Source organism: Serratia sp. HNCC26DJ244, from assembly GCF_057180565.1.
The window spans coordinates 1-20,611 of record NZ_JBXUGO010000021.1 but is presented as its reverse complement, the minus strand read 5'-3'; the positions used below and the strand labels follow the sequence as shown (position 1 = coordinate 20,611).

Annotated in this window: 12 protein-coding genes; 3 read left to right on the top strand and 9 right to left on the bottom strand. The window is 47.4% G+C overall.

Annotation, left to right across the window (positions count from 1 at the left end):
* The first annotated feature begins 179 nt into the window (after positions 1-179).
* Positions 180-1,004 carry a 5-deoxy-glucuronate isomerase gene (gene iolB / locus AC2A06_RS15300; RefSeq protein WP_473197028.1) on the top strand — a complete coding sequence of 275 codons (825 nt, stop codon included), beginning with the start codon at positions 180-182 and terminating at the stop codon, positions 1,002-1,004.
* A gap of 216 nt (positions 1,005-1,220) precedes the next feature.
* Here iolB and AC2A06_RS15295 read toward each other — a convergent pair whose 3' ends face one another.
* The 5 genes from AC2A06_RS15295 to iolG all read right to left on the bottom strand — a co-directional run bounded on the left by AC2A06_RS15295 (position 1,221) and on the right by iolG (position 7,715).
* A complete protein-coding gene (locus AC2A06_RS15295; RefSeq protein ID WP_023489809.1) occupies positions 1,221-2,057 on the bottom strand; it encodes a MurR/RpiR family transcriptional regulator in 837 nt (278 codons plus the stop codon).
* Positions 2,058-2,225: 168 nt separating this feature from the next.
* Entirely contained in the window at positions 2,226-2,939 is a 714-nt protein-coding gene (locus tag AC2A06_RS15290) for a 3'-5' exonuclease (protein WP_484380839.1), read from the bottom strand.
* Positions 2,936-4,795: a DUF294 nucleotidyltransferase-like domain-containing protein gene (locus tag AC2A06_RS15285; protein WP_484380838.1), complete on the bottom strand. Its 1,860-nt coding sequence runs from the start codon at positions 4,793-4,795 to the stop codon at positions 2,936-2,938. The genes AC2A06_RS15290 and AC2A06_RS15285 overlap by 4 nt, the downstream gene beginning before the upstream one ends.
* Positions 4,796-4,926: 131 nt before the next feature.
* Positions 4,927-6,633: a solute:sodium symporter family transporter gene (locus AC2A06_RS15280; RefSeq protein WP_484380837.1), complete on the bottom strand. Its 1,707-nt coding sequence runs from the start codon at positions 6,631-6,633 to the stop codon at positions 4,927-4,929.
* Between the two features lie 95 nt (positions 6,634-6,728).
* On the bottom strand, positions 6,729-7,715 hold the full coding sequence (gene iolG / locus AC2A06_RS15275; RefSeq protein ID WP_484380836.1) for an inositol 2-dehydrogenase: 987 nt from the start codon (positions 7,713-7,715) through the stop codon (positions 6,729-6,731).
* A 933-nt stretch (positions 7,716-8,648) separates the two neighbouring features.
* Between iolG and AC2A06_RS15270 the strand changes: the two genes are divergently transcribed.
* Complete coding sequence (locus tag AC2A06_RS15270; RefSeq protein ID WP_484380835.1) at positions 8,649-11,447, top strand: autotransporter outer membrane beta-barrel domain-containing protein; 2,799 nt, start codon at positions 8,649-8,651, stop codon at positions 11,445-11,447.
* A gap of 121 nt (positions 11,448-11,568) precedes the next feature.
* Here the strand turns inward: AC2A06_RS15270 and AC2A06_RS15265 are convergent, their stop codons facing one another.
* The 4 genes from AC2A06_RS15265 to AC2A06_RS15250 form a co-directional block, all read right to left on the bottom strand.
* Entirely contained in the window at positions 11,569-14,649 is a 3,081-nt protein-coding gene (locus tag AC2A06_RS15265) for an efflux RND transporter permease subunit (RefSeq protein WP_484380834.1), read from the bottom strand.
* Entirely contained in the window at positions 14,649-15,734 is a 1,086-nt protein-coding gene (locus AC2A06_RS15260) for an efflux RND transporter periplasmic adaptor subunit (RefSeq protein ID WP_484380833.1), read from the bottom strand. The genes AC2A06_RS15265 and AC2A06_RS15260 overlap by 1 nt, the downstream gene beginning before the upstream one ends.
* A 638-nt stretch (positions 15,735-16,372) precedes the next feature.
* The gene (locus AC2A06_RS15255; RefSeq protein WP_484380832.1) at positions 16,373-18,100 is read right to left on the bottom strand and encodes an ABC transporter ATP-binding protein/permease; all 1,728 of its coding nucleotides are present in this window, start codon (positions 18,098-18,100) and stop codon (positions 16,373-16,375) included.
* 350 nt (positions 18,101-18,450) lie between these two features.
* On the bottom strand, positions 18,451-19,332 hold the full coding sequence (locus AC2A06_RS15250) for an MBL fold metallo-hydrolase (RefSeq protein WP_023489637.1): 882 nt from the start codon (positions 19,330-19,332) through the stop codon (positions 18,451-18,453).
* Between the two features lie 101 nt (positions 19,333-19,433).
* Between AC2A06_RS15250 and AC2A06_RS15245 the strand changes: the two genes are divergently transcribed.
* A complete protein-coding gene (locus AC2A06_RS15245; protein WP_484380831.1) occupies positions 19,434-20,342 on the top strand; it encodes a LysR family transcriptional regulator in 909 nt (302 codons plus the stop codon).
* Positions 20,343-20,611: the final 269 nt, after the last annotated feature.

Sequence of the window (20,611 nt, the reverse complement as noted above, 5' to 3'; positions counted from 1 at the left end):
TGAGCATTGATTTTGAAATGTTTATTTCATAATATTGAGATATTGAAAACTTGGGCTCATCCCAATCACCGCAAAGCATTTGCTGGTGGGCAGAGCGCAGCCAACACCGCTGCAGTTTGATTGGCGATGGGTATAAATGAACTGGCAAAATGGGGGCCGGCCCCATTAAGGAACAGAGTATGTCGACACTGCTGTCAAAGTATCAAGCACCTGATGATGCGGGTTGCACCCAAAAAATCACCCCTGAGAATGCGGGTTGGCAGTATGTCGGCTTTGAGGTTTATGAACTCAAACCCGGTCAAAAACTCACTCTGCCAGCATCCGCCAATGAGCTCTGTTTAGTCTTGGTGGCGGGTAAAGCCTCGGTTAAAACAGAAACAGCCCACTTCGAAAATATTGGCGAGCGCATGTCCCCTTTTGAGCGTAAAAAACCCTATGCGGTTTATGTGTCCGCTCAGGAAAGCTGTGAAGTTGTAGCATTAACTTCCCTCGAGTTGGCGGTGTGTCAGGCACCTGGCAAAGGAACCTACGCCACCCGGCTAATTACCCCGCAAGACATTCAGGCCGAAGCGAGAGGGCACGGGAATAATCGGCGTTATGTGCATAATATCTTGCCCGATAATCTGCCTGCGGATAGCTTACTGGTGGTGGAAGTCTTTACTGATGAGGGTTGTACCAGTTCTTACCCCAGCCATAAGCACGACCAAGCTAACGAACCGCATGAAACCTACCTGGAAGAAACCTACTACCATCGGCTTAATCCTGAGCAAGGTTTCTGTCTACAACGCATTTATACCGATGATCGCTCTTTGGATCAGTGTATGGCGGTGTATAACAAAGATGTGGTGAAAGCACCAAAAGGTTATCACCCGGTGGCGACGATTGCGGGGTACGACAACTATTACTTAAATGTGATGGCGGGCCCTTCACGCAAATGGTGTTTTACTTGGGAACCAGACCATGTTTGGGTCAATGGCCCGGAGTATCAAGCCAAGCACAGTTAAACTAATCCATTATTAACAATGCCAGTGATGATCACTGGCATTGTTTATGGAAAACGCTGTTAGCCCTAAATAGCGCTATAGGTGGGAGTGGGGTAGGTTAGCCGACCATGGAGCGCAGGGATACGCGATACGAGCCCCCATATATGGGTTCACGGCGTGTCGGCGTTCCTGGCCATTCCCACCGACCTAAAGTGGAGCTGTATTATGAACACCTATTTAGGCTTTGCTCGGGGCATTATGAAACGCCAGCGAAACCGCCAGGGTTTGTGCTAAGCACAATGACGCCGCCTGAGAGCGAAAGGCATCCACCTTGGCTTCTTTAACCACAAAGCAAATATCGCTTGATGAAGCTAATGGGCTAATTTGGCTATCGGTAATAATAATTTGCTTAATGGCTGAACCCACTAACGACTCGCTAATGGCGGTGGTCTCTTTCGCATAGGGTGAAAAGCTAATCACAATTAAAACATCATGATCTTCAATGGTGCTCATCTGCTCTTTAAACATGCCGCCAAGCCCATCAATCAGAAAGGCTCGCTTGCTTAAATGCCGTAATGCATACACCAGATAAGAAGCCACCGGAAAAGAGCGACCTAAACCCACCACGTAGATGTTTTTGGCATTGGCCAGCGTGTCGACCGCTTCATCTAAATGCTCGACAGGCGTTTGAGCCGCCAACTGATGCATGGCATTGCTATTGGCTCGTGCAAACTCTTGCAGAATATCCGCCGGGCGTTCAGGGGGCGCGGTATCCCCAGACATTTCTTTCAGCAGACGAACGCGGTCGGTGTAACTGGAGGTCTCTTCTAGCAGGTTACTACGAAATAGTTGTTTCATTTCGTTGAACCCGCTATAGCCAAAAGCATTGGCAAAACGGATCAGTGTAGAAGGGGGAACACTGGCCTGTTCGGCAATCGCTGACACTGTTTCAAAAGCAACACTGTTTTTATTATCTAATACATAGGCTGCAACTTGTTGTAATCTTTTGCTTAATTCATCGTAGCGATTGCGAATTTGGTCTTCCAATTCACTTAAGGTTGTTGCTGTTAACATTCCAGTACTCCAACACTCCGTTAATTACCTTAGGGGTAAGTTTATGCGAAATGAAACTATAGTAAAAATTATTTTCTGTTTTTTATAAAAATAAAACAAAAAATACAATTGGTTAGCAACGCCGTTTTAACGGTTGGGCTCAAGCCAGTTCATTCGCCGACATTGTCATCATAATGAACGTAACACCAATGGCCCCAAAAGAGGTGGCTTATCTGCACAGATTTCCTCAACCAGAGCTAGAAACAGCTCACCGGTGGCCACCACATCGGCGAACGCATTGTGAGCAAGATACGGCGGTAATCCTTTTTGTTGGCGAACATGAGTCAGCCGTAAATCGGGATACATTACGCCGCGATATTTCATCAATGAGCGCTCCAGGCGCAGAGTATCTAAGAAGATCAGCGGTAACGGCAGGGTATCGTCTAATTGCAATAAGTGACGCAAAAAATGCTTCTCAATTTCGGCCCCATGGGCGATCACCACTTTGCCACTTAAACTGACCACTAAGCGTTCAATTAACTGATGGCGTGAAATTCCCCCGATCAGCGTTTCAGGCACAATGTGGTTAATCACCGCTGTTTTTGAATGGATGACTTGCTCTGAGTGAACATAATAGTGCTGAGCGCTAGCCAGAGACATCACCGGATAATGAATATCAACCATTCCCACAGAGAGAATCTCATCCTGCTTGGGGTCAAGCCCCGATGTTTCAAAGTCCAATACCACACATTTGAGCTCAGATAGCGGGCTGTTGGGGGCTGGGTAGCTTTTTTGGAATAGCTCAAGACAATGGGCGGGAATGGGGGATTTTGCCAGTGCATGACAGCGTAATTGATCACCGTTTTGCAGCGGATGTTGGCGACGAAACCAATTTACTTTCACCGTAAGCGCCCCCCCGCCTGGTATCGTTGTTTTGCTGCCTCTTGATAACGTGCAATGATGCGAAACGCGTCCTTAAGGTGATTACGTTCAAACGCAGTAAACTCACCAGGTGCTATTTGATTGTTCAAACTTTTTCCCCGTTTTACCTGTTCACCTTGGTGATGCAAACGCACTTGATTGATAAAATTCAACGCGGCTTGTAATTCTTGCTGGCTGGCATGACTTATCACACCCTGCTCTGCAGCAAACTCCAGCCGTTTACTGGTTTCAGGCACCAAACTGCATGCGGTTAAGGCATAAATTCGGGCTAATTCGACCACCAAACTGACCGCTTGCTGTTTAATGTTCAATACTTGCCGATTATCGCCATCTTTGGTTAACACAAACTGGCGAAACATGCCCAGTGGCGGGCTGACGCGCAAAGAGTTAGCCACCATAATAGAGAGAAAACGCTGGTTGCCCCGTACACAGGTGATCAAGGTTTGGTGAAGTTTATCCACCAACCCCTGCGCCCCGTAGAGAAAGCGTATATCCAGAAAAACACTGATATCGAGTAATGCTTGAGGCTCAGGCAGCACCACCCATTGCCTGAAGTTTCTTTGCCATTGATCCAAAGAAACACACCAGCGGGCATTGCTCGCCATCATCTCCCCGGGGCAAAGTGCATAGCCACAAGCATCCAGCCCATGACAGACCCACTGCGCCAATTGTTGAAAGTAGGCTTGCTCTTCACCGTTGGCTTCTCTGGCCAAAATAATGCCATTGTCTTGGTCAGAATTAAGGTGCATTTCCTGACGGGCTTGCGAGCCGGCAACAAACCAGGCGTAGTCCATTGGCGCCGGGCCTAACTCTCGCTCTGCGAGTTGCAATAGCCGCTTGTTAAATGCGTCAGCAATCAGCGTCATCATTTGTTGAATAATCGCCGGAGAGGCATTGACTGAAAGCAAGGCATCAAATACCGCTTGTCGTTGCGGAACCATGCTCACCAATTCGCTCAAAGACTCCTGCCGATAAATACGGCTAATCAGAAATACCGCGTGAACCTGGCTTTTTTCCGTCAAGCTGGTGGCGGTTAATACGCCAGCGATCTGCTCCCCCTCCATCACCGGTAGGCTGCGCACATTGTGCAGCATCATCATTTCCATTGCGGTAAGCAACAAGGCATCTGACTGAATGGTTTGCGGGTGCTGGGTCATGATTTGGCTTACCGGAGCATGCAGTGCTAACCCTTTGGCAATCACACGTTTGGTCATATCGCGGTCAGTCACCACGCCCACCAATTTATCTCCATCCATCACCATCGCACTGGAACGATGCTTATCGACCATAATCTGGGCAGCTTCTTGCACTGAAGTGTGAGGATGTACGTTGGCGACACTACGGTTCATCACCTCTTTGACCTTTTTCAGGTATAACATCTCCTCCCCGGCCCATTTCACGCTCGAATGCGCCAAACGGACGGATTCTTTGGAAGAGAAGTGATGCCTGACTGCTGGGTTATCCTGCATCAATTTCAGCAGGACTTGCTTGGGAATGCGGTACAACAAGGCATTTTCTAACGCGACTAATGAGTAATCACATTCACCTGAGCGATATAACTGGCTGAAGCCAAACAGATCCCCATCGGCTAAGCGGGCGCGTAGTGTCCCATCAGTATGATATTGCTCCACAGCCCCGGTGCGTACAATATACAAACCCTGCCCGACGATTTGCTCATCCGCCAGGCGCTTGCCTTGTTTTAAATAGAGAATATCAATCGCCGCCGCCAGGGCATTTTGTTCCTGTTTCTCTAAGCGATCAAAGGGATCGATAGAGGAGAGGTAGCTGACAATGTTGGGTAACAGCGTGCTTTCCATTAAAAATACTCTTTATTCTTCGGGTTGCTTGGTTGTTGGCTGCGTCTATCAATAAAAATCGCTCAACCTTTTTAAAAATTGAGCGGAATAGCGGGTTTGACTGCCGTGTTAAGCGAGGCGAAAACGCATCATTATTCAGCTTCTTTCTGCATTTTGATCATCTTGGCGCGCGGGCTGCGCATCAACTCGCGGAAAATGGTCCAGAACACGAAGCCAAGAGAAACGGTCGCCAATAGGTAGTAGCCAACCATGATCCAGCTAGGAACATTATGAGCCAGGAAGACATACATAGACACCGAAGACAGGACAATCAGTACAGCGACAGCGGGTGTCATTGACCAAGGCGTAATATCAACTTGTTCGGTATAAACATCTTCATGGGCTTTTTGTGGATAGAAATGACCTACAGTCAGCATAAAGGCCACGTTTGCCACAAACAGCAAGCCCACTAAATGGAAGAAGTGGATATCGATTTTAAAGACAAAGTTAAACAGGATGTAAGCTGAAACGCCGAATAGCAGCCCCAATTTTGCCGCAATGGCTGGAACGTGCTTGGTTAATAGCCCAACGAGAACAACACTGAGAATCGGTGCATTAAACAGCCCTTGCAGTTGCTGAATCAAATAGAACAGCCCATCAGGTGCATTGGCCACTAAAGGGGCGACAATCATTGAAATAAGCGCCAAACTTAATCCCAGCCATTTGCCCAAGGTCACGGTTTGCGCCTCCGTAGCATTAGGTTTGAGCGTTTTTTGGAAAATATTGACGGTAAACAGGGTAACCGAAGAGTTTAAACCACCGCTAAAGGTAGAGAACACTGCGCCAACCACCACCGCAGCGAAAAAGCCCACCAGCATTTCCGGTAACACTAATTGAACCAAGCTGGGATAGGCATGGTCAGGGTTATCCATCTGCCCATTAAAGACATGGAACGCAATAATGCCGGGTAAAATGATAATACTGGGGATCATCAGTTTAAAAAAGGCACAAAGCAGGACCCCTTTTTGCCCTTCAGCCAGGTTTTTAGCCCCCAGTGCTTTTTGCACAATCGACTGATTGGTACACCAAAAAAACATATTGGAGACAATCAACCCGGTGAACAAGGTCGAAAATGGCACCATAGAATCTTCAGCGCCTATTGAGTTGAATTTTTCCGGATGAGCTTGATAAACTTCCACTAATCCCCCCCAGATGTCGCCATTACCGACATAAGCCAGGGCAAAGCAGGTCACCATCAACCCGCCAGTAATTAACCCCACACCATTAATGGTATCAGCAACGGCAATGGCTTTTATCCCGCCAAACACGGCATAAATCGCGCCGATCCCACCGACACCCCAGACCATCAGCCACAATGCAGTCTCTTTTTCTACATGAAACACATTGGAAACCTGGAACAGGCTTTCCAGAGCAATCGCGCCGGTATACAGCACAATAGGCAAGAGTGAGATGACATACATGGCTAAAAAGAGAATTGAGGTGATGGTCAGCGTCTGTTTATCAAAGCGCTTTTCCAGATAGCCAGGAATGGTAGAAATACCCAATTTCAAATAGCGAGGTAAGAAAAAGATAGCAAAGAGCACAATGGTCATCGCCGCCATCACTTCCCATGCCATCACAATGAAACCGGTGCGAAATGATAAGCCATTAAGCCCAACCAGGTGTTCAGTGGAGAGATTCATCAGCAGCATGGAGCCACCGATATAGACGCCAGTTAATGACCGACCACCTAAAAAATAACCTTCTGTTGAATCTGTGAGATGAGAATTGCGGGTTTTATAATAAGCGAATCCGGCAACAAATAACGTAAAGCCGATAAATGAGATAAAAGCGAGCATGGCTTCTCCAAAAGCTTGAATTATGCTCAGCACGGTTTTATTCATGCTGAGCGATAATGAGCAGGATCTCTATTTCTGAGTGAATTAATGAGGGCTTATAGTTTGATTTCACAGCCTGAATTGAGAGACGCTAATGCCTTATCAGCAAGGAGTAATGCTTGCTCGCCATCGTAACCACTGCATTCGGGTTGAGCGCGGCCAGAGAGGATATCGACAAAATGTTGCCACTCTGCACGATAGGCCTTTTCATAACGCTGTAAGAAGAAATGCTCAGGTTTAGCCGCTACACAGCCTTGGTCACCCCAAACTTCTACGGCATCTTCATGGATGTTGTTTGCGCGTAGTAAGCCTTTTTCACCATGCAATTCAATCCGTTGATCATAGCCATAACCAGAGCGACGGCTATTGGAGATGGTGGCCATCGCCCCGGAAGGGAATTTCATCACGATAAATGCGGTGTCAATATCTCCCGCTTGACCAATCTCTGGGTCGACTAAATTGCTGCCTTGAGCATAAATAGAGACCGGCTCTTCCCCGATGATAAAGCGAGCCATATCAAAATCATGGATAGTCATATCGCGGAACATACCACCGGATACTTTGACGTATTGTGCAGGCGGTGGGGAGGGATCACGTGAAGTAATCAACAGGGATTCTGCTTTACCAATCACACCAGCACTGAGCTGTTCACGAATTTTGCGAAACTGTGGGTCATAACGGCGGTTAAACCCGACAAATAGCGGCACCTGGTGTTCTTTGACTATCGCTAAACAGGCGCGTACGCGTTCAATATCCAGGTGAACCGGTTTTTCACAGAAAATGGCTTTTCCTGCGCGAGCAGAAAGTTCAATCAATTCAGCATGGGTATCGGTAGCCGAGGCGATTAACACCCCCTGCACCTTGGGGTCGGCTAAGGCTTCTTCGATGGTTTGAATCTTAGCACCATATTTATCGGCCAGTTTTTGCGCCCCGTCGCCATAAGGATCAATGACAGAATAAAGGGAGGTTTCTTTATGTTCAGCGATATTGACTGCATGAACTTGTCCAACTCGACCCGCACCAAACAAAGCAATGTTATACATCGGGAACTCTCCTCTAAATGGGAATATTTGTGATGTTTTCATGGGTTTTTGACATCATGACGAATGGACATTTTCCGCGTTCATCAGTGCCTTGCGTCGAAAACATGAGCTCTTGTCAATTTCAAACATACCCTAGCAGTGGAAATTTTATTTCACAATATTTTTATATGAAATTTTCATTTTAAAATTGAAAAATGGGATTTTTGTAACAGATCTGCTTGAAATGTGCGGGGCTAGCTTTGAGTTGTTTGTTTAGGGCAGGGCGGGGCAATGGGTACCTTCGCTGTTGCGGCTCTCAATCAGCCTACCCAGGTTGTTTGAAAACAGATCGTTTGAAAACAGATCGTTTGAAAACAGGTTGTTCGAAAAGTCATCTTGCAGTCATGATGCTTGCTCGTTTTGAGTATGATCGTCTAGGAATAGTCCGAAAGTCAGCTGTGGCCGTTGGTTTTTTAACCATAAATTGGTATAACTATCTGCGTACAATTCTTCGATAGATTTATTTATTGAGAATATTTACCAGTCGTACTTGCAGTCGCAGGAGCGTCAACAGTATTCGCTCGTTCGAATGACTCAAACTTACTGAAAGAAATCAGTAGTGATAAGTTATTAAGGTGAGTTTTTCGTACTATCTAAGTGTTGATTAAATCATTTCTTGAGATTTATCATTCACTCTATGCCAGATTTACTGCCATACCAAGTACCTTGGTAATTAAATAATTAATGTGTTTACACGTGCCAAACGTCAAATCGTAGTATGTTGGTAGGTTTACTCTTATAGCCTGATTATGGTCTATATACTTCTGGGTATTTGTCAGCTTGACTACGTCTTTTTTATTGAATGTTATTGGTGTGTATATTTTTTTAACCAGGGTGGTTAATTTTTATTTTTTTAACTTAAAATTAACCTAAGTAACAGTAGAAGAGGCTTTAATGCGTTTTTTAAAGAAAGAAAATAGCGGTTTGGTATTTTTAATTTTACCATTTAGTATGGCCTATGCAGCTGATAACTGTACTAATACCACTGACGCCGATGGGAAAAAATTATTAAGCTGTTCAGAAGTCGTTTATTACTATAACTCTGGTCTGCACGGAGGCTTAGGGCTTTCTGCTTATGACACAGTTAATATCACCACCACAACTAAAGCGGGTACCTCACCACTGCAAGGTTGGGGTATCTATGGTAATAGCAGTACCTATAATTTTAATAATTTAATTATTGCTACATCCGGTGTAGATTCTGACGGCATTATTACCAAAAATGGCGCAAGTAAAATAACAACCAATAATTTGACCATAACCACCACGGGCTCAAGTGCTGATGGTGTCAATATAGGCAGAGAATCCACTGGTTCTATTGTTACCGTTAATGGAGATGCTGTGGTTAGCACCGTTAATGGTATGGGGCTACGTGCTAATGTGGCCTACAACAAAATGGGTATGAATACCATTATTGTTAAAGGTAATACAATTGTTGATACCCAGGGAAGTGGTAGTGCTAATGGTGGTTATGGTGTTTACGCGGGGATCGATTCAATATATGGGGGCAATGATACCGCTAAAATAGATTTACAGGGTGATAGCAAAGTGACTACCACGGGGAATACTGCCCATGCTATTTATGCCAATGGTCACGGATATATTCGCTTAAATAATGTTGATGTGAAAACATCTGGGCAAGGTGCCAATGGTATTTTTGCTAATGTAGCTCAAGGTTTTTTGGGTAGCACCACCGCTTATGGTGGTGTGATTGATTTGCTTTCTGATGTGATTGTGACAGTACAAAATGGCAGTAAAGCCATTTATGCCTCAGGCCAAAATTCAAAAGTGGCTTCATTCGATAGTGAGCAAAATCAACAGGTTTCAGGTATTTATACCGTTAATGGCGATATTGTTGCGGATAAAAAAGCGCTTGTTGACCTGGTGATGACTGATGGCAGCAATATTACCGGCATCGTGAATTCGAACCAGTATAAAGCTGATGGTACCGTTAATAGTGCCAGTAATGCGGCTACCGTGAATTTGGATATTTCAGGTGCCAATAGCATATGGAATGTTACCGGGGATTCAGTAGTATCAAACTTGGCTTTAAATAATTCTACTGTCAGTTTTGTAGCACCAGCCGACATGAATGATCCTGCCGACTTTACCAGTAAAACGGTGACTATTGCCGGTAATTACACCAGTAATAATGGCCTGTTAGTGATGAATTCGGTGCTGGGTGATGATAGTTCACCTGCAGATAAGCTTATTATCAAAGGGGATGCCAGTGGTAATACCGATGTCGCTATCAATAACATTGGTGGTACAGGTGCGTTAACCGCTCAAGGGATTGAAATTATTAAAGTCGAGGGTGCTTCCAGCGCAACGTTTAGCAACAGCAAACGTATTGTAGCGGGTTCATTTGACTACTTTGTGCGTCCGAATAGCACAAATAATACCTGGTATCTGGTGTCAGACTATAGTCCAGTAGACCCAGTAGACCCAGTAGACCCAGTAGACCCAGTAGACCCAGTAGACCCAGTAGACCCAGTGGACCCAGTGGACCCAGTGGACCCAGTGGACCCAGTGGACCCAGTGGACCCAGTGGACCCAGTAGACCCAGTGGACCCAGTGGACCCAGTAGACCCAGTAGACCCAGTGGACCCAGTAGACCCAGTGGACCCAGTAAATCCAGTAGACCCAGTAGATCCAGCGGACCCAGTGGACCCAGTAGATCCAGCGGATCCTACCCCGGATAAACGTGAAGTGAAGCCGGTTTATCGTCCAGAAGTTAGTGGCTACACCAATAACCTGGCGGCAGCCAATAATATGTTTGTTACCCGTTTACATGACCGGATGGGTGAAACGCAATATGTTGATGCTGTGACAGGTGAGCATAAAGTCACCAGTATGTGGTTGCGTAACGAAGGTGCCCATAACCGTTCTCGTGATACTTATGGGCAACTGCGTACCCAGGCTAACCGTTATGTGCTGCAACTGGGGGGCGATATCGCGCAGTGGAGTTATAATGGTACTGACAGTTTGCACCTGGGTTTGATGGCCGGTTATGCCAATAGCAAGAGCCGTACAGAATCACGCGTGACAGGCTACACCGCTCGGGCGTCAGTGAGTGGTTACAGCACCGGGGTATATGGTACCTGGTATGCCAATGAAGCGGATAAATCTGGTTTATATGTAGATAGTTGGTTGCAATATAGCTGGTTCAATAACAGTGTTGATGGCCTGGATTTAGCAACAGAAGAGTATAAATCCAAGGGTTTCACTGCATCGGTTGAAAGTGGTTATGCCTTTAAATTTGGTGAAAATGCCGCGAAAAGCGTGGTGTACTTTATCCAACCTAAGGCACAACTGGTTTGGATGGGAGTGAAAGCCGATGACCATAAAGAATCTAATGGTACGAATGTCTCTGGTGAAGGTGACGGTAATATTCAAACGCGATTAGGCGTGAGAACGTCGTTGCGCACTCACAGTGGCCAGGACAAGAATAAAGCCCCGGTGTTTGAACCCTTTGTTGAAGCTAACTGGGTGCATAACACCAAAGATTTTGGTACCAAACTGGATAACATTTCAGTTAAACAGCATGGTGCCGCTAATATTGCTGAGCTGAAAGTGGGTTTAGAAAGCCAGGTGAATCAACGTGTTAATCTGTGGGGTAATATTAATCAGCAAGTAGGTAATCACGGTTACAGTGATACCGCCTTTATGTTGGGGGCTAAATATAACTTCTAACAGTCTATAAAATTCAACAGGTCATAACAAAAGCCCTCTTTAATGACTAAAGAGGGCTTTACTATTTAGAGCAGACAGCCTGTTAACTATCTCGTTGAACCATCTCGTTGAACCATCTCGCTTAACTCTCTACCGAGGCTTCTGAATAGCGATTTTTGGAAGGCAGGCAACTGTAAATAACCGGTAATACCAGCAGTGTCAGCACAGTTGCGAACCCCAAGCCGAACATAATGACTACCGCCATACTCTGGAAGAAGGCATCACTCAGCAAAGGTGCTAAACCCAGTACCGTGGTGAATGCAGTCAGCATAATCGGGCGCAAGCGCGATGTGGCTGAGTCAATGATCGCCTCCTGCATTGGCTTGTGTTCCCGTTGCAGGTTAATTTCCTCCACCAGCACAATACCGTTACGAATCAACATGCCGCTCAAACTCAACAGGCCAATCAATGCCATAAAGCCAAAGGGAATACCGGTTAACAGGAAACCGAGCGTGACGCCAATCAGTGCGAGCGGCACGGTTAACCAAATCGCCAAGGCATTTTTCACTGAACTGAACATCAATACAGTGATAATAAACATCACCACAAAGGCGATCGGCAGGCTGGTAAACAGCCCGGCCTGGGCTTTGTTGGTACTTTCATAGTCACCGCCCCATTGCAGCTCGTAACCCTGTGGCAAGGGCATCGCATCAATTTGCGGCTTGATGCGCTGTAACAGTTCGGAGGACGTTTCACCACTTTGTGAGCTGGGGTCGGCCTGTACGGTCAAGGTGCGTTTACGATCCCGGCGCATGATCAATGGATCTTCCCACTCGGTAACAAATCCATTAACCACGTTATCAATAGGAATAAAGGCTTGCCGTGCTTGGCTCCAGATCATCACATCATTGAGCCGTTCAGCATTCATCCGCTCTGACTCTGGGGTTCTTAAGATAATCGGCATTAAGCGGGTACCGTCGCGGTACAAACCGACCGCAATCCCACCAAAACTCATACGCAATGCATTATCGACTTCACGTTTATCCACTCCTAACTCACGGGCAAGATAATCCGAGACTTGTGGACGAATAACTTTGCTACGCTCTTGCCAATCGTGCATCAAGCCGTCCGAATTCGGGTCGGAATTGATGATATCTTTCGCTTTGGTGGCCAGTGAACGCAGCACGTTAGGATCCGGGCCAATAAAGCGTGCCTCAATCGAGCTGTCATTAGAGGGCCCGAACATAATACGTTTGGCCTGGACATTCACCTGCGGGAAATTACGGCGTATATAGCCTTCTATCTGCTCAGCCATGGCCGGGATCTGGTTAAGGTTTTTGGCGCGCACCATCACTTGCGCATAGTTGGAATATTGCCGTTGGGCATTATAGGTGAGCATAAAGCGCATGGCACCTTGACCAATGGTGACCATGGTATCGCTAACACCCTCTTGTACCTTGATATGCTGCTCAATCTCGGCGGCAATTTTCTCGGTATAGGCAATATCGGTCCCATAGGGTAGCCACATATCTACGAAAAATATCGGGGTATTGGAGGGTGGGAAGAAGCTTTGGCGAACGCTACCAAAACCAATCACCGAGGCCACCAACAAAGCAGCCAACACCGAGAGGGTAATCGCACGTTGCGCGAGCAGTTTAGCCAGTATGCTGCGATAAATGCGGAATACCTTGCCATCATAAGGGTTTTTAGGCGGTTCGTCCGGGTTGGGTTCCACTACTTTTTGTTTTTCAAACGCCCATTTGGTAAACACTGGCGTTAAGGTTAATGCGGTAATCCAGCTCAACATCAGTGAAATCAGCAGAACCTGGAACAGGGATTTACAGTATTCCCCGGTGGCATCATTCGATAACCCAATGGGGGCAAATGCCAGAATGGCTATGATGGTTCCCCCTAACAGTGGGAACATGGTGCGTTTTATCACATTGCTGGTGGCTGCCAGGGTACTTTGCCCCATTTGCCGCCCAATCAGAATGCCCTCGACGATCACAATGGCGTTATCTACCAGCATACTCAGGGAGATCACCAAGGCACCGAGTGAAATCCGCTGTAGTTCAATATTCAACAGTTTCATGATCAGCAAGGTACCCAGCACATTAAGTGCCAGTGAGGCGGCGATCACCATGCCGCTGCGCCCCCCCATAAAAATCAACAGGGTACCGACGACAATCAGGACGGCTAACAAGAAATTCATAATAAAGCCGTTGACTGCCAGTTCCACTTCCTGGGCTTGATCATAGAAAACGCTGATATCCATCCCCGCAGGGCGCTCAGCTTCCAACTCGGCTAAACGAGCTTTGAGCGCCTTACCCACGACAATCACGTTAACGTTGGGGACAAAAGAGACCCCAATGGATAACGCCGGGCGTCCATTAGCGCGATAGATATTATCCGGGGTGCGTGTCACGCCTTGCTTAATGGTGGCGATATCACGTAAATAAACGCTACGTGGGCTACCGGGCTCACTGATCAGCAGGTTGCCCAATTCCTGAATATTATTAAACTCACCAGTAGGATGCAGCCTGATCGACTCACTGCCCACTAGCAGATCCCCGGCATTAGAGACCACGTTTTGCCGGCTGAGCAAGTCGTAAAGCCGTTGCGGGATAATATTGGCCGCGGTCATCTGGGCACGGGAAATCTCAATTTGTACTTCTTCGGGTGTGACACCGACAATCGCCACTTTGCCCACACCAGGCACCACAACCAACTCACGGCGTAGCAGGTCGGCAAAGTTACGCAATTCCTGATTGCTATAACCGTCACCATACAGCGAGAAGAAGAAGCCATAAACGTCACCAAAGTCATCGTTGACGAACGGCGCGCTGGAACCCGGTGGCAGCACTCGGGCGGCATCACCCACGCGACGGCGTAGCGTATCCCAGATTTGCGGCAACTCTGCTGAACCATATTCAGCGCGGATATTGACGGTAATCTGTGACAAGCCGACGCTCGAGATTGAGGTGACATTATCAACATAAGGCAATTGTTGAATGGCATTTTCTAGCGGTAGCGTGACTTCTTCTTCAACCTGCTGGGCTGATGCGCCGTCATAGCGAGTGACCACCACCGCCGTTTTTATGGTAAATGCCGGATCTTCCAGCCGACCAATATTGAGAAAGGCAATTAAGCCACCAATCCCTAATAGCACGATTGCCAGCCAAATGCGGGTACTGTTGTTGATAAAGCTCTCTGTCAGTTTCATTACAGACCTCGCTCACGGACCCAGGCACGGACTTGCTGATTTTCATTCAGTTCACGGGTACCGGTTGCGACGATCCGTTCACCATCAGCCAGGCCGCTTACAATCTGGATACCAGTGGCGGTTAACTGCCCAGTTTGCACTTGGCGCGACTCAAGGGATAACTTGCCGTCCTGTTCTTTAATTACCCATACATGGGGTTGATTCTTTTCACTATTATCTGGGTTAAAGACCGCCTCGACCGGGATAATTACGCTGCTGGTCTGCGCCACACCGGGCAAATTACCAAGATTAATGCGCACGCTGCCGCTCATCCCCGACAGCATTGGCAAGTCTTGCGGCCGTGGCATAGTGAGTGTCATTTGGTAGGTTAATGAACCTGAGGTGGTATTGGTGGTATGTTCTTTATAACTCGCAGCAAATTCCCGGCCCGGCAAATTGTTGAATTGAACAATTGGCTGATATTTAGCGTTGTTTCCATCAATCAGGATAAACAGATTTTCTGGGACGCTGAACACCACATCCAGTGAGTCAAGTGAATTGAGGGAGGCTATTGTTTGGCCAGCGGGAATAACCTGATAATTTCGGGCATTGACCATGGCGATTACCCCGGCAAAAGGGGCGCGGATTTGCATATCTGCCACTTCTTCCCGGGCCAGTTTTAAGGCTGCTTGCGCGGAATCACGTTCGGCACGTTGTACATCAAGCTCTGCCCGGGCGATGACATTACGGGTGCTTAAGGTTGCATAACGGTTGAATTGCGCCTGTGCCAGATTGAACGTGGCTTGGCGGTCCTGCAACCGCAGCTTTGCGTCAGTATTGTCGAGTTCAGCAATTAATTGCCCTTGGCTGACTCGTTCGCCCTCTCTGACTAACACTTGCTCCAGTTGCCCTGCGCGTTTAAAAGAGAGCTCAGTACGGTCACCAGCGATAATTCTGGCAGGAAAGATCCGTACCCCTTGTTGCGCACCGTTACTCACCTCAAAAATGCTAACCGGGCGCACACTGTCGTTTTCCTCCGGTACCTCTCTGTTACAGGCAGAGAGAAAGAGTGTAGAAAGTAGAACGGCAACAAGTTTTATATTCACGATGCAATCTCTTCGGATCAGATTTTAAGGGGGCGATGAATTCATCCGTTGGCTCCCTGCCTCTCGGTTTATCGCTCGTCTGGGCCTGCTCCGGCCCTGGCCCCAGGCTATCGGGGGCTCAATAACCCGAGTCATCAGCCCAGAGGGGCAACAGGCAACGGGTCAAACATGTAGCAAAGCCAAAACAAATGATAATCAGTGGGTTAAAAGATATTCCAGAATACCGGTTACTCCAGTGGTTTGATCGACCGAACTGTGGTCTTTTATTGATAATAATTTCAAGTTTAGTTTGTTTACAACAACATCGGGGAAATTATCTTCATCAGGTTGAGACATCATGCTGTTGGTAGAAAAAGCCACTCGCCATGACCGGATGGCCGATATTAATGGGTCGTTAATAGCAGGGCCGGATGATACGTGTTGAGAAAAATCTTAATCGTGATCCAGATCACTTCTTTTAATGTGCCTTTCTTTATTTTTGTAAAGTAATCAAATGGCTAGCTTTACTTAAAATGAGGTTAGCAAGTGGATTGCTGGCTTTTTTTGGGGGGGGAACAACTAAAAGAGGGGGAACCCAAGCCGATTCAAGTTGAGTTTTAACAATCACTTGTATCGGCTTGGGGGCAACAGGAAAAGCCTTATGACGGCAATGGGCTCAGTGCCACCTTGGCTATGCCGCTTTCGTCACGGCTAAAGCGCCAGCAGGTTTGATGATATTTCGCCACACTGATGCGGTGTGCCACGCTGATCAAGGTAACATCAGGCAGTTCATCCACCAGCAGGCAATACATCAACTGTTCGGTTTCATCATCCAGTGCGCTGGTTGCCTCATCCAGGAACAGCACATCCGGACGAGTCAGGATTGCGCGAGCAAATGCCAGCCGTTGCTGCTCGCCCGGTGATAAGCGCTGGCTCCAGTTAGCACTGGTATCCAGCCAGCGTTGCAGATGCGTCAGGCGGCAGTTTTCCAGCACTTTCAACAATTGTTGATCGCTATATTCTTTATCCGGATGCGGATAGCTCAATGCCTCACGCAGTGTACCGATGGGGATATAGCTGCGTTGTGGCAAGAACAGCGAGGTTAGGGATTTATCCCGGCCAATCTCACCAGAGCCATAGGGCCAGATGCCAGCTACGGCACGCAGCAAGGTGGATTTACCACTGCCAGAGGGGCCAACAATCAGTAGCCGTTCACCGCGCTTGATCGTCATATTGGTTGGGTTTAACAGCGGCTGCCCATCAGGTAACGTCATGCCGAGGTCGCGTAATGCCAGGGGGTGCTCATGTTCTGACTGTAGCGTGATGCCACGGGGTTGATGATGTACCTTATCCACTGCCGCATTAAAACCGGCTAGACGGTTAACACAGGCTTTCCAGGTAGCCAGATTGTTAAAAGCATCAATAAACCACGACAGCGCTCCCTGAACATGACCAAAAGCAGAGGAAATCTGCATCAACCCCCCCATCTGGATAGCACCGGAAAAATAGCGTGGGGCGGCCACCAAGAGAGGAAAGATAATGGCAAATTGCCCATAAAAATTGCTGGCGATATTGAGCCGCCGGGTGATGCGCATGATCGACCACCAGTTACTGCGGATGGCTTCAAAACCACGGCTTAATTGCTGCTCTTCACGGGGTTCACCATGATACAAGGCAATGGCATCATTATTTTCACGGATACGGATCAAGCCAAAGCGGAAGTTAGCTTCATAGCGTTCCTGATTGAAACCCAGCATGACCAAGGGTTTACCCACCCGCCAGATCAATAATGAACCCAGTGCGGCATATAAAAAGGCAAACCACACCATATAGCCAGGCAGAGTGAAGCTATGTTGTGAAATAACAAAAGTCATCGGACCGCTGATATTCCAAAGAATGGTAATGAATGAACAGAGCGTCACTACACTGGAGAGCAAGCCGAGTGATAAAGAGAGCGTGTATTGCGTTAACACATTGAGATCGTCTGCAATACGTTGGTCTGGGTTATCAATCAGTTGCTGCTGCTCGGTATGATAGTAGGCGCGATGTGCCAGCCATTTGCCCATAAATTTTTCGGTCATCCAGCGCCGCCAACGCATCTGCAGCCCTTGAGTCAGGTAAATTTTGTAGACCGCCAGCGAGATAAAGATCAGCGCTAAATAGGTAAAGCGCCACAACTGGGCCTTGAATACCTCATAGTCTTTATTCTGTAACGCATCATAAAATACCTGATTCCACTGGTTGAACAGCACGCTGATATAAACCAGCCCCAGAGTGAGCGCAATAATGGCTATCAGCATTGCCCAAGCGCGCGGGCTCTCTTCTGAGACCCAAAACGGTTTAATTAACTGCCAAACGGCATGTTTCTGTGAAATTGTCGTGTTCATGGTATTCCGGGATGTCTGTTGCTATTTAGCGTGGCCGTTAGGGTTGCAGACCAGCAACCGGCCATGGATAAGCAGTTTTAACGGTACTCACTATTTGAAGCGGTAAGATTACAACACAACTTGCGCCAGGTGAGAGATTTCTTTGCTGATAATGTGGTGATAACGGGGAAAGTAGTGGGGAATAGTGTGCTCTGGTTGCCTCTGACATCCCTATTTAAGTCAATTGGGTGTCAGGGCAAGGTACGAATCAGAGACTGGAACAGTTGCCAGTGTTGTTTACAGCAAAACTGGCTCTAAGCCTGTGTATCGGTTTTTTCCCGACTAACACAGGCGTTAGTGGATAAGTTTTATTACGGCCACTTCATTTCGCCTTTCAACACTTTGGCGCTCAACTCCAGGCTGGAAACGCCTTTTAGATCAGGATAATGCCGTGTCATGGCGGCAATCAGTTCAGTGGCATTGTGAGCTTTTGGTAATTCACGTTCCAATGTTGCCAAGTAATGTTGGGTAAATGTCACTGAGGCTAGAGTTTGCGGCGCACCAGGCAAGAAATGCCCAGGAACTACGCGTTCGGGTTGTAATGCCTCGATATTTGCTAACGTTTTTTGCCAATGAGCACGGGATTCTACGCTCTGATTATCAGCAACCCAGGGATGGATATTGTCACCAGCAACAGGTACACCGCCTACCACCGCTTTTAATGACGGGATCCACACATAGGTGCGATCTGTCGTTGGGCCGTCTAGTCCTTTTACCTCCACTAGCTGGCCATCGATAGTAAAGCTGTTGCCTTGTAGCGGTTGTGGAATGACGATCTCTTGCGGCGCATTCTCTTTCAAAATGGGGCCCCAATAGGCGACTTTACCAGCCTGATTGGCGGTTATATTTTTAACTGTCTCTGGTGAAGCGATAATTTTTGCTTGGGGAAAGGCGGTTTTGAGTACATCCAGCCCAAAATAGAAGTCAGGATCTGAATGGCTGATGTAGATCGTGGTTAGCTTTTTCCCGGTGGCATTGATTTTTTTTACCAATTCCTGTGCGTCATTACGTTGGAATTGAGCATCAATCAGCGCTACTTCATGTGGACCGCTGATGATCTCGGACGAAACCGGGAAAATACTTTTTTCACCGGGATTGTAGACTTCCATCGTCAAGGGTGCCGTCGCATTGGCAAATGAACTGATTGTGGCGAGGCCCCCAAGAACCAGGGGAAGTAATGATTTTTTAAACATAGATAGATCTCCTGTAGTGATTAGTGAGAAATGATATGTTGCATGAATCGATAGAAAAACCGGAGAATGGGCAATTATTAATTGCATAAATCGAGCGAATCATGGATCGCATTACCGCTGCACAGGTTTTTGTCACCATTGTTGAATGTGGCAGCATGATTGCTGCAGCGGAAAGGTTGGAAATGTCACGAGCGATGGTGACGCGTTATCTGGCACAGATGGAACAGTGGGCGGGAACACGTTTGTTGCACCGAACAACGCGGAAGCTCAACCTGACAGATGCGGGTGAACGCACATTGGAACGTTGTCGCCAAATGCTGCGGGTCGTGGAGGATATTGACCAGCAAGCAGAAACACAGGGAGACGAGCTACGCGGTTTGTTACGCTTGAGTTGTTCACAATTCCTGGGGCAAACGGCTTTGGTGGGAGCCATTGCACAGTTTCTACAACGTCATCCTCTGGTTACGGTGGATATGCAAATTAACAACCGAGTGATCAATCTGGTGGAAGAGCGGATTGATTTGGCATTGCGTATTACTAATGATTTGGATCCTAACCTGATAGCCCGACCACTCTCCACTTGTGCTTCGGTAGTCTGTGCATCGCCCGCTTATCTTGCTGCTCATGGTACTCCGTTTCATCCACAGGATCTGACGTTACATAATTGCCTGACCTATTCCTATTTTGGTAAAAGTCTGTGGCATTTTGATGATCAGGGGGCTAAATCATCCGTTGCTGTCAGTGGTAATCTTAGTGCCAATGAACCCTTGGTTTTGTTAGCCGGTTGTCTGCAGGGCATAGGGATTGCGTTACAACCCTATCAATCGGTAGCTCCTTGGTTGGATAAAGGGGAACTGGTGGCCTTGCTACCGGGGTATTCCCCCCAAATGATGGGGATTTATGGTATCTATACCTCTCGCCGCCACATGCCGGCAACATTGCGTGCCATGCTGGATTTTCTGGTGGAGTGGTTTGCTACCGATCCAGGCTGGCGCAATGCTTCACGTTGACGATATCACCCCCGCCCTGAGGGATCCCCATATATTTTCTGTCAACATTCTGTATTGAGATAAATTTAAGGTATAAAATTCAATATATTGTATTTTTGTGACAAATTTCGGTCGTCTTATGTTTTCCATACTATGAACTGATTGCGCCTGCGACCGAATCAGGGGCCAAAGGCGTGGCCCCTGATAACCCGCGCCTTTGCCAACTCAGGCGGTCGCTACGCGACTCCCCTCACTACGCTACGGCACATCACGGCCGGCTGCTACAGACC

Coding starts and splice junctions, on each gene's coding strand:
- AC2A06_RS15270 (WP_484380835.1), top strand. CDS start 8,649: ATGCGTTTTTTAAAGAAAGAAAATAGCGGTTTGGTATTTTTAATTTTA.
- AC2A06_RS15285 (WP_484380838.1), bottom strand. CDS start 4,795: ATGGAAAGCACGCTGTTACCCAACATTGTCAGCTACCTCTCCTCTATC.
- AC2A06_RS15255 (WP_484380832.1), bottom strand. CDS start 18,100: ATGAACACGACAATTTCACAGAAACATGCCGTTTGGCAGTTAATTAAA.
- AC2A06_RS15280 (WP_484380837.1), bottom strand. CDS start 6,633: ATGCTCGCTTTTATCTCATTTATCGGCTTTACGTTATTTGTTGCCGGA.
- iolG (WP_484380836.1), bottom strand. CDS start 7,715: ATGTATAACATTGCTTTGTTTGGTGCGGGTCGAGTTGGACAAGTTCAT.
- AC2A06_RS15265 (WP_484380834.1), bottom strand. CDS start 14,649: ATGAAACTGACAGAGAGCTTTATCAACAACAGTACCCGCATTTGGCTG.
- AC2A06_RS15295 (WP_023489809.1), bottom strand. CDS start 2,057: ATGTTAACAGCAACAACCTTAAGTGAATTGGAAGACCAAATTCGCAAT.
- AC2A06_RS15250 (WP_023489637.1), bottom strand. CDS start 19,332: ATGTTTAAAAAATCATTACTTCCCCTGGTTCTTGGGGGCCTCGCCACA.
- iolB (WP_473197028.1), top strand. CDS start 180: ATGTCGACACTGCTGTCAAAGTATCAAGCACCTGATGATGCGGGTTGC.
- AC2A06_RS15245 (WP_484380831.1), top strand. CDS start 19,434: ATGGATCGCATTACCGCTGCACAGGTTTTTGTCACCATTGTTGAATGT.